Below are 16,045 nucleotides of genomic sequence, written 5' to 3' on the forward strand. Positions count from 1 at the left end.
ATAACAATAAGCGTGGCGATCACTTTCTCTCTGCAGGCAGGAACCTTGTATGTTCTCCGGGTTGAATAAGCATCAAAGAAAAAAACTGGCGGCGATGGAACTGCTGCGTACCGAAGATGCGATTCGCGATCGAACGCTGGGTGACTTCGCTCGTCTGGCGCGCACGCTGCTCGGGGTTGAGGGCTGCTTCGTGACGGTATTCGATAACGACTATCAATATGTGAAATACGCCGATAACGTCGCGCACCTGCTGGAAAAGATGCCCATCGATGAAGCGATGTGCCAGTACTCGGTAAACAGCTGTGCGCCGGTGATTTGCAGCGATACCCGGCTGGACAGCCGTTTTAACGACCACCCGCTGGTGCAGACGGGATCGGTCATCTTCTACGCCGCCGCGCCCCTGAAAACCCCCGATGGCTTTGCGCTGGGCACGCTCTGCGTCAGCCATACCTCGCCCGTCACGCCGAACGCGCAGCAGATTGAGTGGTTCGTGCACCTCGCCGGGCTTGCCAGCGCCTATCTCACAGCCTGGTATACCGTCGGCCGCATCGATCCCCTGACCGGTCTGCCGAATCGTCAGAGCCTGCTGCGCGAGATGGATCGCCTGACCGCAGAGCAGGATGATACTCCCTTGATGCTGATCATCTTCGACTGCATTGAGATTACCCGCGCCTACGAGCTGTCGCGCTATCTCGGGCTGAAAGCGGTGGAGACGATGCTGCGCAATTTTGGTCCGCTGCTGCGCCTGCGGCTCCGGTTGCCGCCCAATCTGCAGCTCTACGCCTTTGCCCCCGGGCGCTACGCCGTTCTGGTGACCGAAGAGGTCGCGGAAATCATCATCAGGCGCACCCGCGCCCTGCCCCCGACCCAGGCCAGCATCACTGGCGATATTGATATTCCGCTGCGCACCCACGCCGGGGTTACGCCGTTTACCCCCTGCAATGACAGCGGGCAGGAGGCGTTTCGTCAGGCGGTGAGCGCGCTGCATGAGGCGATTCGCGATGAGATCCCGGTTCAGCTGTTTGACCCGGTGCGCGACGGCATGCGCAATAACGATTTCCGGCTGCTGTACGATCTCGGCGAAGCGGTGAAAGCCGGGGACCAGCTCTACCTGGTGTATCAGCCAAAAGTCTCGCTGCACGATGGCCGCACGGTTGGGCTGGAAGCGCTGCTGCGCTGGGATCATCCCCAGATGGGCAGCATCTCCCCGGCGCGTATCGTCACGCTTGCCGAGCGCACCAGCCTGATGGCAGATATCACCAACTGGGTGATTGACGAGGTGGTGCGTCAGCTGGTGCAGTGGCGCAAGGCCGGTCTGCTGCTGCCGGTGTCGGTTAACGTCACGGTGAGCGACTTTTCCGTACCGGGCTTTGCCGACGCGCTGGAGTCAAAAATGCTGGCCGCGGGCCTCACCACGGCGGACATTCGCATCGAGTGCCTCGAAACCGAAAAGGTGCTGGAGAGCGACACCGCGCTGCAGGAGCTGGATATGCTGAGGCTGCGCGGCTTTAAAATTCTGCTCGACGACTTCGGTGCCGGCTACAGCAACATCAACTATCTGCGCCGCATCCCCATCGATATTATCAAGCTCGACCGTACCCTCATCAGCCAGATCACCCGTGACACCGGCAGTCGGGTGATTGCCCGCAACGTGATCATCATGCTGAAGGAGCTGGACTATCTGGTGCTGGCCGAGGGAGTGGAAGATCGTGACACCGCGCAGATGCTGAAAGCGTTTGGCTGTGATGAGATTCAGGGCTACTTTTTCTCAAAACCCATCAGCCCGGATGATATTCCGGCATGGCTTTTGCAGCATGACCCTTTTACCGATCTGTAAGCGTAACCACATGAGCGGTAATAAAAAATTCTTTTTCCTGCGCCAGACAGCGCCGCTACTCATTTGATAGCGGTTACATGATTTTGGGCGGCAACGATTAGTGATTTTAATGTATACAGAACGTGCTACTGTGAGTATTCCATTTAATGGATTGCTGGAGGGGTTATCCCTAATTTAAAGTTTGTCTGTCCAGTCTGTAGCGGCACCTGTTTTCATTTTACCCGTGCCAGCACAGACAAAAATCATTCCCACGGCGCGGCATGCGCAGCGTGCGGAACCCGCATCACCGCGCAGTCCTGTATCCCCAAAAAGCGGTACGCGACGCGAGCCATTCTATAAACAGAGGCATAACGCCTCTGTTTTTTTATCTGCCACACACCCCCGCTTTCAGGCGGTCACCGGCCGGTGACTCAGTCCTGTAACCCACGGTTTTTAAGCATCGGTTCGATCTGCGGATCGTGACCGCGCCAGTCGCGATAGAGCGCCTCGAGATCCGAGGTGTTGCCTCGCGACAGTACCGCCTCACGGAAACGCTGGCCGTTGGCCTCGTTCAGCCCGCCCTGCTCCACAAACCACTGATAGCCGTCATCGGCCAGCATTTGCGTCCAGAGATAGGCGTAGTAGCCCGCGGCATAGCCCCCGCCGAAAATATGGGCGAAGTAGCTGGAGCGATAGCGCGGCGGCACCGCCTCCAGCAGCAGGTTCTCCCGCGCCAGCGACGCCGTTTCAAACCAGGTGACATCCTTAATCTTCTGCCCCGCGCCGATGCTGTGCCAGTTCAGATCCAGCAGCGCCGCCGACAGCAGTTCGGTCATGTCGTAGCCTTTGTTGAAGCGTGCGGACTGGAACAGCTTCTCGCGAAGCTCGTCGGGCATTGGCGCATCGGTCTGGTAGTGGCGCGCGTAGTGCGTGAACACCTCAGGATGGCTTGCCCAGTGCTCGTTAATCTGGGACGGGAACTCCACGAAATCGCGCGGCGTGTTGGTGCCCGACAGGCTGGCATAGCGGGTATTGGCGAACAGGCCATGCAGCGTGTGGCCAAACTCGTGGAATAGCGTGATAACGTCATCCCAGGAGATCAGCGCCGGTTTGCCCGCGGCGGGTTTCTGGTAGTTGCAGACGTTGTAGATAACCGGCGCGGTCGCGGCCAGCGTTGACTGCTCGATGAAATTCCCCATCCAGGCGCCGCCGCTTTTACTCTCCCGGGCAAAGAAGTCGCCGTAGAACAGCGCCATGCCGCGCCCGTCCTTGTCGAAAATTTCCCAGGTGCGGACATCCTCGTGATAGCGCGGAATATCGAAACGCTCCACCATACGGATGCCAAACAGGCGATTCGCCGTGTAAAACACACCGCGGGTCAGCACGCTGTCCAGTTCAAAGTAGGGTTTGATGTCGTTCTCGTTGAGGGCGTATTTTTCGCGACGCACCTCGCCTGCATAGTAGTTCCAGTCCCACGCCTGCACGCTGAAATCCCCGTGCTGCTTATCGACCACCTGCTGGATGTCCGCCCGTTCCCGTTCGGCGCGTGCTTTGGCGGCCGGGGCGATATTGCGCATAAAGCGCTGCGCCGCCTGGGGGGTTTTGGCCATCTGATCGGCGATTTTCCAGCTGGCGAAGTCGTTAAAGCCGAGCAGCGCGGCCTGCTGCGCCCGCAGTTCCGCCAGACGCAGCACCAGCGCGCGGGTGTCGTTGTCGTCTCCGCGCTGCGCCCGTTCCCAGGCGGCGTTAAACAGTTTTTCACGGGTGGCGCGGTTGTCAAGCGTTGCCAGCGCCGGTTGCTGGGTGGTGTTCAGCAGCGGCAGCACCCAGCGACCGTCCAGCCCGCGGGCAGTGGCGGCCGCCGCGGCGGCGGCAATCTCCTCCTCGCTCAGCCCGTTCAGCTGGGCGACGTCGTCAATCACCAGCGCGCCCGCTTTGTTGGCGGCGAGCAGACGGTTGTTAAACTGGCTGGTCAGCCGGGCGGCTTCCTGATTAAGCGCTTTAAGCTGCGCCTTTTGCTCGTCCCCCAGCCGCGCCCCGGCCAGCATGAACTGCTGCCACAGCGTCTCCACCAGCCGTAGCGACTCCGCGTCAAGCCCGCTGCTGTGGCGCGTCTGGTAGACCGCGTCGACGCGCGCAAACAGCGCGGCGTTGAGCCAGATATCGTCGGCCAGCTCTGCCAGCTCGGCGCTGAACGCCTCGTCGAGGGTCTGCAGATAGTCGTTGGTATCTGCCGAGGTCATGGCAAAGAATACCGCCGTCACGCGGCTCAGCATGGTGCCGCTCTGCTCCAGCGCCAGCACGGTGTTTGCGAAGTCGGGGGCCGCGGGGTTCGCGATGATAGCAGCGATCTCGTCGCGCTTCTGGCGCACCGCCTCGTCAAACGCCGGGCGGTAATGTTGATCGGTTATCACATCAAAGCGCGGGGCCTCGTAGGGCAGCAGGCTGATTTCAAAAAACGGGTTTTGCGCGGACATAATCGGCTCCGGGGTAGTCGTCGTGACAAACCTCTAGCTTATGCAACGATGCCGCCCCCGGCAATGGGCAGGTCCGGAAACAGGATGATACCGCTGCGCCTTCACCGTAAACCGACGGACGTGCTAAGGTAATACAACACAAAAAGCGTTGAGGAACAGTGAGATGATTATATTAGTGACTGGAGCCACCTCCGGATTCGGCGAACATATCACCCGTCGCTTCATTAAACAGGGCCACCGCGTTATCGCCACGGGCCGCCGTCAGTCGCGCCTGCAGGAACTGAAGGACGAGTTGGGCGATGCGCTCTACACCGCGCAGCTTGACGTGCGCAACCGCGCGGCGATTGAGGAGATGTTAAGCGCCCTGCCGACCGACTGGCAGGCGATCGATATTCTGGTCAACAACGCCGGGCTGGCGCTGGGCCTGGAGCCGGCGCACAAGGCGAACCTGGAAGACTGGGAAAACATGATCGACACCAACAACAAAGGGCTGGTGTACATGACCCGCGCGGTGCTGCCGGGCATGGTGGAGCGCAACCGCGGCCACATCATTAATATCGGCTCTACCGCGGGCAGCTGGCCTTACTCCGGCGGCAACGTCTACGGCGCGACCAAAGCCTTTGTGCGCCAGTTCAGCCTCAACCTGCGCACCGACCTGCACGGCACCGCGGTACGCGTGACCGACATTGAGCCGGGTCTGGTCGGCGGCACCGAGTTCTCAAACGTGCGTTTCAAAGGCGATGACGCCAAAGTGGGGAAAACCTACGAAAACACCAACGCCCTGACGCCGGAAGACGTTACCGAGGCGGTCTGGTGGGTGGCGACTCTGCCGCCGCACGTCAACATCAACACCCTGGAGATGATGCCGGTCAGCCAGTCCTTTGCCGGTCTGAGCGTCCACCGCGACGCGTGATCCCTGCCCCGGCCTGCGGGCCGGGTATGGGCTGCTCTGGTAAAAGATGATAGATTGGTGACATACCCGCTTAAAAAGTAAGAAATAATGGCCGCTGAAACGCAACTTAATCCCACCCAACCGGTAAATCAGCAAATCTATCGCATTTTACGGCGTGATATCGTGCACTGCCTGATTCCGCCGGGCACGCCGCTGTCGGAAAAAGACGTTTCGGTGCGCTTCAGCGTCTCACGCCAGCCGGTGCGCGAGGCGTTTATCAAGCTGGCCGAAAACGGGCTGATTCAGATCCGTCCCCAGCGCGGCAGCTACGTGAATAAAATCTCGCTCTCTCAGGTGCGCAACGGCTGCTTCGTGCGCCAGGCCATCGAGTGCGCGGTGGTGCGGCGGGCCGCCTCCCTTATTGACGATGCGCAGTGCTATCAGCTGGAGCAAAACCTCAACCAGCAGCGCACCGCCATCGAGCGCAAGCAGCTCAACGATTTTTTCCAGCTCGACGATGAGTTCCACCAGAGGCTGGCGCTGATTGCCGATTGCCAGCTCGCCTGGGACACCATCGAGAACATTAAAGCGACCATCGATCGGGTGCGCTACATGAGCCTCGATCACGTGTCACCGCCGGAAATGCTGCTGCGCCAGCACCACGATATCTATCTGGCGCTGGAGAAACGCGACGGCGATGCGGTGGAGCACGCCATGACGGTGCACCTGCAGGAGATAAGCGAGTCGGTACAGCTGATTCGTCAGGAAAACCGCGACTGGTTCAGCGAAGAGTAGCGCAGCGGCGGCGTGATATTCGTCACACAAATTTGCCAAATTTTGATCGAGATTAAGGTTTTTAGCGGTCGCATTTTTACACTATCTCCCGTCTGAGCTTTCACCGTCATTCACAGGAGATTCCCCCATGAGAACTTACGACCGCAACCGTAACGCGATCTCTACCGGCAGCCGCGTCATGATCAGCGGCACCGGCCAAACCGGCGTCATCACTGCCATTCACGCAGACGGCCTCAGCGCTGAGCGCGTGCGTCGTGAAAAAACCGTTGAAGTGGAAGGATGCGAAAGGCAGTACGCCCCGGTTGATCTGATCCGTCTGGGCTTTCATTGATGGATAGCGGTGCCGCCCCGCGGCGGCACCGGTGAGTTATGCCCCTGCGCCGTTAGCGAATGCCGCCACCGTCGCTTTTGCCCCCCGCTCGCACAGCATCCGATACGCCTGCATCACCTTTCCGGTAAACGCTTTCTCGTGCGGCAACTCATTGCCAAAAATTGCCTCGATGCCCAGCAGGGCCTGCACTCGCGCGTCGCCCTCTTCGCTGGCGCATACCGCGGCCTGAATCTGTGGCAGCAGCGGATCGCTGACCTCAATCGTTGCCCCCTGCTCGTCCACGCCACCCACGTAGCGCATCCACGCGGCAATCCCGAGCGCCAGCAGATCGAACGACCCACCGTGCACCAGATGCCAGCGCACCGAGTCGAGCATACGCTGCGGCAGCTTCTGGCTACCGTCCATGGCAATCTGCCAGGTGCGGTGACGCAGCGCCGGGTTGCTGTAGCGCGCGATCAGTCGGTCAGCGTAGTTGGTCAGATCCACGCCTTTCACCCGCAGCGTCGGGGCCTGCTCGTCGAGCATCAGCGCACGCGCGGCGTGCCGGAAGTTCACATCGTCCATGCAGTCGTTAATGTGCTGATAGCCCGCCAGATAGCCGGTATAAGCGAGGAAGGAGTGGCTGCCGTTGAGCATCCGCAGCTTCATCTCTTCAAACGGGATCACATCGGCGACCAGCTCCGCGCCGGCTTTCTCCCAGGTGGGGCGACCGGCCACGAAATTATCCTCGATGACCCACTGGCGGAAGGGTTCACAGGCTACTGCGGCCGGATCGCGCACTCCGGTGAGCCGGGCGATTTTCTCCAGCGTATCCGGCGTAACGGCGGGCACGATGCGGTCCACCATCGTCGAGGGGAAGGTCACGTTATCGGCGATCCACGCCGCCAGATCGGCGTCCCGCGCGCCGGCATAGGCCAGCACCACGTTCTTCATAACGTGCCCGTTCTCCGGCATGTTGTCGCAGGACATCACGCTGAACGCCGCCAGCCCGGCGGCGCGACGGCGTGCCAGCGCTTCCACCACCACACCCACTGCAGAACCGGGGCGCTGCGGCTGTGCAAGGTCCGCCACGATCGCCGGATGCGTCATCACCAGCTGCCCGGTGGCCGGAGAGTGGCAGTAGCCTTTTTCGGTAATGGTGAGCGACACAATGGCGACCTGCGGCTGGCACAGCGCGTCGAACACCGTTTCCAGACCGTCCACCTGGGCGTGCAGTGCGTTTCTCACCACCCCCACGATGCGGGCATTCCAGGCCTCAGCCGACATTTCGGCCACGGTGTAAAGATTGTCCTGGGCGCGTAAGTCGGCAATCTGCTGCTCGCCGCCGATAAGGTTGATTTCGCAGTAGCCCCAGTCGCTGCCGTGCTCAGCCGCGAGGATATCGGCGTAGACCGCCTGGTGAGCGCGATGGAAGGCGCCGAAGCCGAGATGAACAATGCGCGGCACCAGCGCGGTGCGATCGTAAGCTGGAAGCAAAGCATGTGCAGTAAGGAGTGGTGTGGTCATAGCGGTGGCTCGTTTTGTAAATGAAACAGTGGTTCAACAGATTACGTGGCGCGTCGCGCAGGACGTTGATCCTGAACAGGCTCTGCCGACTACCTTGACTAGAATGGTAACAGGATGTTTCTGTGGTGCGCCCACCGGGAGGTGAGCGCACGGAAAGAAAGAAGTCGGGACGACCTCAGACGTAGTGCCCTGCCCGCAGAGTATGGGCGGCTGCGGGTTCGGCGGCGTCTTCCAGCTGGTTTAGATCGCGGTCGCACACCTCCGGCATCAGCCAGGCGCAGGTTAGACCTATCAGCGAGTAGATAACGATCATCGCCACAATGGGTAGCCAGCTGCCGGTCATGTTGCACAGCACGCCGGCAATCAAGGGTCCGAAGCCCACCGCCACCAGCCCACCCGCCTCTTTGGAGATCGCCATGCGGGTGAAGCGGTTGCGGGAACCAAACATCTCCGCCATGGTGATATTTTCGAGCGCGAACAGTCCCAGCACCGCAAAGTTATGGATCACGATGATCGACAACATGATGGTGCCCGGGGCGTAGCTTTTATCGACGATAATCGCCAGCATCGGCCAGGCGAGAATAATCGCCGAGACGTTGAGCAGAATATAGGGAATGCGTCGTCCAAACTTATCCGACAGCCAGCCGAGCAGCGGAATGGTGATAAACCCGATGGCGGAGCTGATCATCAGGGCGTCGGTCGGGATCGCCTTGTCAAACAGCAGGGTCTGCACCAGATAACCGGCAAGGAAGGTCTGAATCAGCCCCGAATTACCCGCCTGGCCAAAGCGCAGGCCGGTCGCCAGCCAGAACGATTTGCTTTTGAACATCGCGCCCAGCGAGGCGTCCTGCGGATTCGCCTGGGCAGGTGCCTGGTCACCTTCGCTCACGGCTTCAAATACCGGGCTCTCTTTCAGGTTCATCCTCAGCCAGATGGCGAAGATCATTACCACGACGCTGGCGAGGAAGGGTATGCGCCAGCCCCACGCGACCAGCTCTTCACGGTCGAGGAGGAAGAACATCAGCGCCCAGATGGCGGTGGCGCTCAGGGTACCGCAGTTGGTGCCCATCGCCACCAGCGAGGAGATGATACCGCGCCGCCCTTTCGGGGCGTACTCGGCAAGCATAGTGCCCGCGCCGGAGATCTCCGCCCCTGCGCCCAGCCCCTGGACAACGCGCAGCGTCACCAGCAACACCGGCGCAAAAATGCCGATCTGTGCGTAGGTCGGCAGCACGCCAATCAGCGTGGTGCAGATGCCCATCATGGTGATGGTGATAAACAGCACCCGCTTACGGCCGATGCGGTCGCCCATCCGGCCGAAAATAAACGCCCCGACGATGCGGGCGATGTAGCCTGCGCCGTAGGTGCCCATCGCCAGGATCAGCGCCATCGCGGCCGACTGTTCCGGGAAGAAGATCTCATGGAACACCAGCGCGGCGCCCAGCGAATAGAGCTGGAAATCCATAAATTCAAGTGCGGTGCCCAGCCAGCCGGATACCGCGGCTTTAACCAGGTCTGAAGTCGATCGTTCAGCTTTTACGTGCGTCATAGTTGCTATCTCTGAATAGGTAAGATGCGGACCACAAACTCGCATGACGTTCCGGCATTTTTCAGGCAGCAGCGCCCCTGGCCCGTCCGTGAGCCATTGTCTCTGCCAGCCTGCGCCGGGTTTTCCTTATTATGGGTTGAACGTGAGAAGCACCTTGCAGCACTGCCGCTGGTTCTTCTCAAACAGCTCGAGGGCGTCCGTAATATGTTGATACCCGAAGGTATGGGTAATGAGCTTTGTCGGGTCGATAAGCCCGCGACTCAGCCAGTCGATGACGACCGGGAACTTCATGGCGTTAAGCCGGGAGGTGAAAATGCTGATCTCCTTGCCGGTGATGCTCTGCTGAGTGAGGCTGCTCGGTTCGCTTGAAAAGCCCATCAGCACAATGCGCGCCGCGGGGGAAGCCAGCAGCGCCGCTTCCTGCAAAATGGACGGATGGCAGGCGGCGTCCACGATAAGCGTGGGCTGGATGCCCTTCTCTTCAAGCACGGCCGCCAGCGGCTGCTGGAGGTTATTGATCACCAGATCCGCCCCGCTGCGCTGCGCCATCTCCAGCCGCTCCTCGATGCGGTCCACCACAATCACCTGCTTCACCTGATAGACGTGCTTCAGCACCTGAATGGTGGTGAGGCCCATCGGCCCGGCGCCGTACACCAGGGCGATGTCCTGCGCGCCGGGATTGACCTGGCCGGTAACATTGGCGGCGATGGTAAACGGCTCAATCATCACCGCGTGCTCATCGGGGATGGCGTCGGGGACGACCCAGGCATTGCGGGCGGGCACCACGGCGTACTCGCTGAATCCGCCGTCGCGATGCACGCCCAGTACCACCAGCGAGGTGCAGACGTTGGGTTTCCCCACCGAACAGGGGTAACAGTGGCCGCAGCTGATTACCGGGTCCACCGCCACGCGCTCCCCGAGCCGTGAGGGCGCAACGCCCTCACCGGTGGCGTCGATGATGCCGAAAAACTCGTGGCCGATGACCCGCGGGTATCGGGCAAACGGGTTATGCCCGCGGTAGATGTGGCTGTCTGAACCGCAGATGCCTGCCAGCTTCACCTTGACCCGAACCTCACCGGCGCCCGGCTGCGGCAGGGCGCGCGTCTCAATCTCAAGCTGGTTGGGCTGTTTTATAACGATACTTTTCATCTTGCGCTCCAATTGTCAGTTCGACAGCAGGTCCGTTCAGTGCACAACCGAACAGAGGTGGGCACTGCGCCCTGCCGCTTCGCCACCGGCGAGCAGGCGTTATTATGTAATAGGGTCCTTGACGATAAACAGGTAACACATCGCCCCGGCAAAGGTGACGCAGGCGGCGATCACCAGCGCCAGGTTAAAGGAGTGCGTGGTGTCGACCACCCACCCGGTTATCACTGGCGCAAAGGAGGCGAAGACAAAACTGCCGAAGTTTTGAATCGCCGCCACCGACGCCACCTTCTCCTCTGACACCATCACCTGAACCAGTCCCCACGCCGAGGTGCCGGCGAAGTGGACGCAGAACAGCGCCATCGAGATAAAGGCAACCGCCTGCACCGGCGTGGACGACTCCACCACCAGCAGCGTTCCCAGGGCCGAAAGTACCAGCCCGGCAACAATGGCGGTTTTACGCACCGTCGTCAGGCTGTAGCCGGCGCTGGCAAACTTATCCACCAGCAAGCCGTTCACCCACATTCCGACCGCCGCGGCAAGAAACGGGATGGCGGCTACCCAGCCGGTTTTTGCCAGGCTAAATCCCTGCTGGGCTTGCAGATAACCGGGCAGCCACGCGATGTAGAGCCAGCCGGTATAGTTCACCCCGGAAAAACCGAGGATCATGCCCCAGGTGGTACGGCGCTTAAACAGCGCCCGCCACTGGGCAAACTTCAGACGCGGCGGCGGACTCGCCGGGGCTGACATAAAGCGGCTCTCCTCCGCGGTCAGGGCAAAGCTGCCGCGGTTGCGGTACCACGCGTACCAGCACACGCCGACGATCACCCCTGCCAGCCCGACGGTGACAAACATGGTTCGCCATCCCCAGGCAAGCTGCATACACACCAGCACTGGCGGGGCGATCGCCTGGCCCAGCACCGTCGAGGAGTTAAAGATCCCCAGCGCCGTGCCCCGCTCTTTCTGGATGTACCAGTCGGTAATGGCCTTGACGCCCGCGGGCATAAACGGCGCTTCACCAATGCCCAGTCCAATGCGCAACAGGATAAAGTGGCTGAATGAATTCACCAGCCCGGTCAGGGCCTGCATCAGCGACCAGAAAATCAGCCCGGCGCCGAGCACAATGCGCGGCCCTATGCGATCGAGCAGCATCCCGGAGGGCAGCTGCGCCAGCCCGTAGGAGAGTGAAAACGCCGACAGCAGCACGCCGAACTCCGTCGCCGACAGCCCCAGCTCTCCCCGTATCGCTTCGCTGGCAACGCTCAGCGATGAGCGGTCCAGAAAGTTAACGATCCCGGCGAGAAACAGTAAAATCAGCGTTACCGCCTCGATTTTCTCGATTCGCGACGGTTTTGCCATCGCGCCAATCTCTGTGACCCTGGTATCCATACAAGGCTCCTGTTGCACTCGTTACCGGCCGGGCACCCGACCGGCAGTCTGCGTCGCCCACGGCGACCGGTCATTTATGGTCTACGTTCATCCTTTGAAAGCGTTCCTGCCCTGCCGCGACGATCACCAGTTCCACAGCGTACCGTCTTCAAGCCGGGCCACCGGCAGATAGGCCGCGTCGTAGGGGTATTTCGCCGCCAGCTTCTCATCAAACTCGATGCCAAGCCCCGGCTTGTCGCCCGGATGCATATAGCCGTTGTCGAAGGTCCAGCTGTGCGGGAACACCTCCAGCATCTGCTCGGAATAGCCCATGTACTCCTGCACGCCAAAGTTCGGCACCCACAGGTCGAAGTGGAGCGCGGCGGCGTGGCAGATGGGTGAGAGATCGGACGGGCCGTGGGAGCCGGTGCGCACCTGGTAGAGCGAGGCAAAGTCGGCGATGCGGCGCATCCCGGTGATGCCACCCGCGTGGGTAATGGTGGTGCGGATATAGTCGATAAGCTGCTCTTCGATAAGCTGCTTGCAGTCCCAGATGCTGTTGAACACCTCACCCACGGCGATAGGGGTGACGGTATGCTGGCGGATCAGGCGGAAGCAGGCCTGGTTTTCGGCAGGGGTCGGATCTTCCATCCAGAACAGACGATAATCCTCAACGCTCTTGCCAAAGCGCGCCGCTTCGATGGGGGTCAGGCGGTGGTGCATGTCGTGCAGCAGGTGTTCATCAAAGCCGAATTCGCTGCGTACCGCGTCGAACAGTTTCGGCGTGAAGTCGAGATACTTCTCGGTTGACCAGAGCTGCTCCTCCGGCCACTGGCCTTTGGTAGCCGGTTCGTAGGCCAGGCCTTTGCCCTTCGCCATGCCGTAGGTGGTTTTCATGCCGGGCACGCCGCACTGCACGCGAATTGCCTTGAAGCCCATCTCTTTGTGCCGGGCGTAGTCCTCCAGCACCTCATCGATGCTGTGCCCGGTGGTGTGGCAGTACACCATCACGCCTTCACGCGACGCGCCACCCAGCAGCTGGTAGAGCGGCATGTCGGCCGCTTTGGCTTTGATGTCCCACAGCGCCATATCAATGGCCGAGATTGCCGACATGGTAACCGGGCCGCGGCGCCAGTACGCGCCTTTGTAGAAGAACTGCCAGATATCTTCGATGCGATGGGCGTCGCGACCGACAAGCTGCGGGCAGAGGTGATCTCGCAGGTACGAGGCCACCGACAGCTCACGTCCGTTGAGGGTGGCATCCCCGAGGCCGGTCAGGCCGCTATCGGTGGTGATTTTCAGCGTAACGAAATTACGCCCCGGACAGGTGACGAACACCTCAGCCGCAACAATTTTCATATTCGATCTTCCCCGTGCAATGGCATCAATAGCGCTAAATTTACGCAACTGCGCTACTACCATACAAGTATAAGATCACAGAAAATCGTGCGCGGTCACACTTTACCCGCTTAGCTGCGCCCCCACCCGGCCACCACAATCAGCATGCCGCACAGCGCCACGCCGGCACCGGTCCAGTCCCAGACGGTGAGTTTTTCGCCGTCCACCACCCGCAGCCAGGCCAGCGCGGCGCAGACGTAGACCCCGCCATAGGCGGCGTAGACGCGCCCGCTCGCCGCCGGATGCAGCGTCAGCAGCCAGACGAACAGCATTAATGACAGCACGGCGGGGATCAGCAGCAGCGGCGTGTGGCCGCGCTTGAGCCATAGCCAGGGCAGATAGCAGCCGACGATTTCGGCAAGCGCGGTGGCAAAAAACAGCAGCGTGGTTTTGATCATGGTGAACCTTCAGGGTGAATAATTTGTAACCGGCTGGCGCTGTCGGCCTGCGGTGGGCGGTGATATAATTACCGGGTTAAGCGACCGACAGCATCGCAACACCCTAAAAGGAATCAGCAATGAAAACAATCCTTCGCAAATCCCTCTGGCTGGCGCTGGCTCCGCTTGCCTTTGCCGCCGGTTCGCTGGTTTTTAGCCCGGTCGTAAAAGCCGATACCGACCGTCTGGTGATTGAGTCCGGCGACAGCGCGCAGAGCCGCCAACACGCCGCGATGGAAAAAGAGCAATGGAATGACACCCGCTCGCTGCGCAAAAAGGTCAATACCCGCGTGGAGAAAGAGTGGGATAAAGACGATGTGGCTTTCGATCTGCGCGACAAGTGCCAGCAGAGCGCCAACGTCAACGCGTACTGGGAAAACAACACCCTGCGCTGTCTTGACCGCCGCACCGGTCGTACCATCACCCCGTAACATTAGCGTTCAGGCTCCACCCGGAGCCTGCTTTTCAGGATGAATCATGTCCCCGCAACTCAACGTAAAACTCCGTCCGCTGGAGCGCGAAGACCTGCGCTTCGTCCACCAGCTCGATAACAATGCCAGCGTGATGCGCTACTGGTTTGAAGAGCCTTACGAGGCGTTTGTCGAGCTTTCCGATCTCTACGATAAGCACATCCATGACCAGAGCGAGCGCCGCTTCGTGGTGGAGTGCGACGGCGACAAAGCCGGTCTGGTCGAACTGGTGGAGATCAACCACGTGCATCGCCGGGCCGAATTTCAGATCATCATTTCGCCGGAGCACCAGGGCAAAGGCCTTGCCTCACGCGCCGCGAAGCTGGCGATGGACTACGGCTTTACCGTGCTCAACCTCTATAAGCTCTATCTCATCGTCGATAAAGAGAACGAGAAAGCGATCCACATCTACCGCAAGCTGGGCTTTATGGTAGAGGGCGAGCTGATCCACGAATTCTTTATCAACGGCGAATACCGCAACACCATCCGGATGTGTATTTTCCAGCATCAGTATCTGGCGGAGCATAAAACCGCCGGCAGCCTGCTAAAGCCCACCGCGCAGTAGCTGCGCGGCGTCGCGCTTAGTAGTAGTTAATGATGTTTTTGATGGTGAACTTCTGCACTTTGTTGGGGGTGACAGAGACATCCGTCATCACCAGCTCGCAGCTCACCGGGTTGAAGTGGCTGTCGTAGCGGCAGCTCTGATTCGCGCGCCCCACCACCTCGCCGTTCAGCGTGGTTTCCGCCGTGTAGTCATGCTTTTTATGCGCGTCTGACGACACGGTGGCTTCCACCGACAGCTCTTTGTCTTTGCTTTTCGCCGTGCGGCCCAGCGGATAGCCTTCGCTGTCATAGCGATAGCGGATCTCCGCATCGCTGTTGCGCGCGGCGACCACAAATCCCTTGTCGTCGGTTTCATACACCAGACCGGTGCCCGACAGCTCGGCAAGCTGGCATTTGCCCTGCAGCTTCACCCGCTTCTCCTGAGTCATGGAGTCCAGATAGAAGTTGGCATTCAGCACCAGCGACGCGCCGGTATTGCTCTCCACGTCGTGGAAATCCAGGGTCTCGAAGCACCCCTCTTTAGAGAGCGTTCCGGTAACGCGCAGCGCGACCTTATCCTCTTCATTCATCAGCGTCTGACTGAAATCCTTTACCGGCCCGCGCAGCGGATCGAAATCAAATTCATTCGAAAAGCTCGCCATTTCCGGGGTAAAGGCGTCAGGGGCAGGCGCATCGTCGCAGCCCGCCAGCACGGCGGAAACCATTGCCAGAACGATTAACTTTTTCACAATACTGTCCAGTTTTCCGAAAGTAGGCGGAATGATATAAGCAAATACAACTATTTACACTATGAATGCTATGCTTAATCGACGACAACATGCGTAAGGAGCGGATAATGAAATCAGCACTCTGGGTAAGCGCACTGGTTTTAATGGCCTCTGGCCCGGCTTTTGCCGCGACCAGTTCCTGCGAACGAGTAAAGGCGGATATCTCATCGCGTATTATCAATAATGGCGTGCCGGAAACCGGCTTCACGCTCTCCATCGTCCCTAACGATCAGGCCGACCAGCCTGATGCGCAGGTCGTTGGGCACTGCGCCAACGACACGCAAAAGATTCTTTATACCCGCACCAGCAGCGGTAACTATCCGGTGAGCGGTGCTGGTACCCAGGACGCCACGTCCAGCGAACCACAGTAATTTTTTACGGGCGCTTCGGCGCCCGATTTATTTCCCCCGCCCGTTTGCTCTCTCCCCCTAAATTGACCGACATTAAGGTTTTGTACTCCATTGTGGGTAACACTCGCTCAGCATCGATCATTAGCACGCTAATGTTTTCATTTTTCTCACCATAGCGT

The 16,045-nt window shown here is 59.9% G+C and carries 15 protein-coding genes; 7 read left to right on the top strand and 8 right to left on the bottom strand.

Features of this window, described 5'->3' with window-relative positions; all coding sequences use genetic code 11:
* Window positions 1-49: 49 nt before the first annotated feature.
* A complete protein-coding gene (locus DW58_RS04710) occupies window positions 50-1,837 on the top strand; it encodes an EAL domain-containing protein (RefSeq protein WP_024548750.1) in 1,788 nt (595 codons plus the stop codon).
* A 410-nt stretch (window positions 1,838-2,247) separates the two neighbouring features.
* Here DW58_RS04710 and dcp read toward each other — a convergent pair whose 3' ends face one another.
* On the bottom strand, window positions 2,248-4,293 hold the full coding sequence (gene dcp, locus DW58_RS04715) for a peptidyl-dipeptidase Dcp (protein WP_024548751.1): 2,046 nt from the start codon (window positions 4,291-4,293) through the stop codon (window positions 2,248-2,250).
* A 163-nt stretch (window positions 4,294-4,456) separates the two neighbouring features.
* On the opposite strand from dcp, the gene ydfG reads away from it, so the two are divergent.
* The 3 genes from ydfG (at window position 4,457) to ydfZ (ending at window position 6,311) form a co-directional block, all read left to right on the top strand.
* The gene (ydfG, locus tag DW58_RS04720) at window positions 4,457-5,206 is read left to right on the top strand and encodes a bifunctional NADP-dependent 3-hydroxy acid dehydrogenase/3-hydroxypropionate dehydrogenase YdfG (RefSeq protein WP_024548752.1); all 750 of its coding nucleotides are present in this window, start codon (window positions 4,457-4,459) and stop codon (window positions 5,204-5,206) included.
* Between the two features lie 87 nt (window positions 5,207-5,293).
* Window positions 5,294-5,980: a GntR family transcriptional regulator gene (locus DW58_RS04725; protein WP_024548753.1), complete on the top strand. Its 687-nt coding sequence runs from the start codon at window positions 5,294-5,296 to the stop codon at window positions 5,978-5,980.
* Window positions 5,981-6,107: 127 nt separating this feature from the next.
* A complete protein-coding gene (gene ydfZ, locus DW58_RS04730) occupies window positions 6,108-6,311 on the top strand; it encodes a putative selenium delivery protein YdfZ (protein ID WP_024548754.1) in 204 nt (67 codons plus the stop codon).
* Window positions 6,312-6,347: 36 nt separating this feature from the next.
* Here ydfZ and DW58_RS04735 read toward each other — a convergent pair whose 3' ends face one another.
* The 6 genes from DW58_RS04735 to DW58_RS04760 all read right to left on the bottom strand — a co-directional run bounded on the left by DW58_RS04735 (window position 6,348) and on the right by DW58_RS04760 (window position 13,676).
* Window positions 6,348-7,817 carry a mannitol dehydrogenase family protein gene (locus tag DW58_RS04735; protein ID WP_024548755.1) on the bottom strand — a complete coding sequence of 490 codons (1,470 nt, stop codon included), beginning with the start codon at window positions 7,815-7,817 and terminating at the stop codon, window positions 6,348-6,350.
* 175 nt (window positions 7,818-7,992) lie between these two features.
* Window positions 7,993-9,366 (bottom strand): MFS transporter, encoded by a 1,374-nt coding sequence (locus DW58_RS04740; protein WP_024548756.1) that lies wholly within the window; start codon window positions 9,364-9,366, stop codon window positions 7,993-7,995.
* 129 nt (window positions 9,367-9,495) lie between these two features.
* Complete coding sequence (locus DW58_RS04745; protein ID WP_024548757.1) at window positions 9,496-10,515, bottom strand: Zn-dependent oxidoreductase; 1,020 nt, start codon at window positions 10,513-10,515, stop codon at window positions 9,496-9,498.
* Between the two features lie 102 nt (window positions 10,516-10,617).
* Window positions 10,618-11,901 (bottom strand): MFS transporter, encoded by a 1,284-nt coding sequence (locus DW58_RS04750; protein ID WP_024548758.1) that lies wholly within the window; start codon window positions 11,899-11,901, stop codon window positions 10,618-10,620.
* Window positions 11,902-12,024: 123 nt separating this feature from the next.
* On the bottom strand, window positions 12,025-13,239 hold the full coding sequence (gene manD / locus DW58_RS04755) for a D-mannonate dehydratase ManD (RefSeq protein ID WP_024548759.1): 1,215 nt from the start codon (window positions 13,237-13,239) through the stop codon (window positions 12,025-12,027).
* A gap of 110 nt (window positions 13,240-13,349) precedes the next feature.
* Window positions 13,350-13,676 (bottom strand): YnfA family protein, encoded by a 327-nt coding sequence (locus tag DW58_RS04760; RefSeq protein WP_024548760.1) that lies wholly within the window; start codon window positions 13,674-13,676, stop codon window positions 13,350-13,352.
* 119 nt (window positions 13,677-13,795) lie between these two features.
* Here DW58_RS04760 and DW58_RS04765 point away from each other — a divergent pair, with 119 nt between their 5' ends.
* Window positions 13,796-14,146 carry a DUF1283 family protein gene (locus DW58_RS04765; protein WP_024548761.1) on the top strand — a complete coding sequence of 117 codons (351 nt, stop codon included), beginning with the start codon at window positions 13,796-13,798 and terminating at the stop codon, window positions 14,144-14,146.
* Between the two features lie 46 nt (window positions 14,147-14,192).
* Window positions 14,193-14,750 carry a spermidine N1-acetyltransferase gene (speG, locus tag DW58_RS04770; RefSeq protein WP_024548762.1) on the top strand — a complete coding sequence of 186 codons (558 nt, stop codon included), beginning with the start codon at window positions 14,193-14,195 and terminating at the stop codon, window positions 14,748-14,750.
* A 16-nt stretch (window positions 14,751-14,766) separates the two neighbouring features.
* Here the strand turns inward: speG and DW58_RS04775 are convergent, their stop codons facing one another.
* On the bottom strand, window positions 14,767-15,477 hold the full coding sequence (locus tag DW58_RS04775; protein WP_024548763.1) for a YnfC family lipoprotein: 711 nt from the start codon (window positions 15,475-15,477) through the stop codon (window positions 14,767-14,769).
* Between the two features lie 107 nt (window positions 15,478-15,584).
* Between DW58_RS04775 and DW58_RS04780 the strand changes: the two genes are divergently transcribed.
* Window positions 15,585-15,887: a DUF1161 domain-containing protein gene (locus tag DW58_RS04780; RefSeq protein ID WP_024548764.1), complete on the top strand. Its 303-nt coding sequence runs from the start codon at window positions 15,585-15,587 to the stop codon at window positions 15,885-15,887.
* Window positions 15,888-16,045 lie beyond the last annotated feature (158 nt).

It is taken from the genome of Siccibacter turicensis LMG 23730 (assembly GCF_000463155.2).
Lineage (GTDB): Bacteria > Pseudomonadota > Gammaproteobacteria > Enterobacterales > Enterobacteriaceae > Siccibacter > Siccibacter turicensis.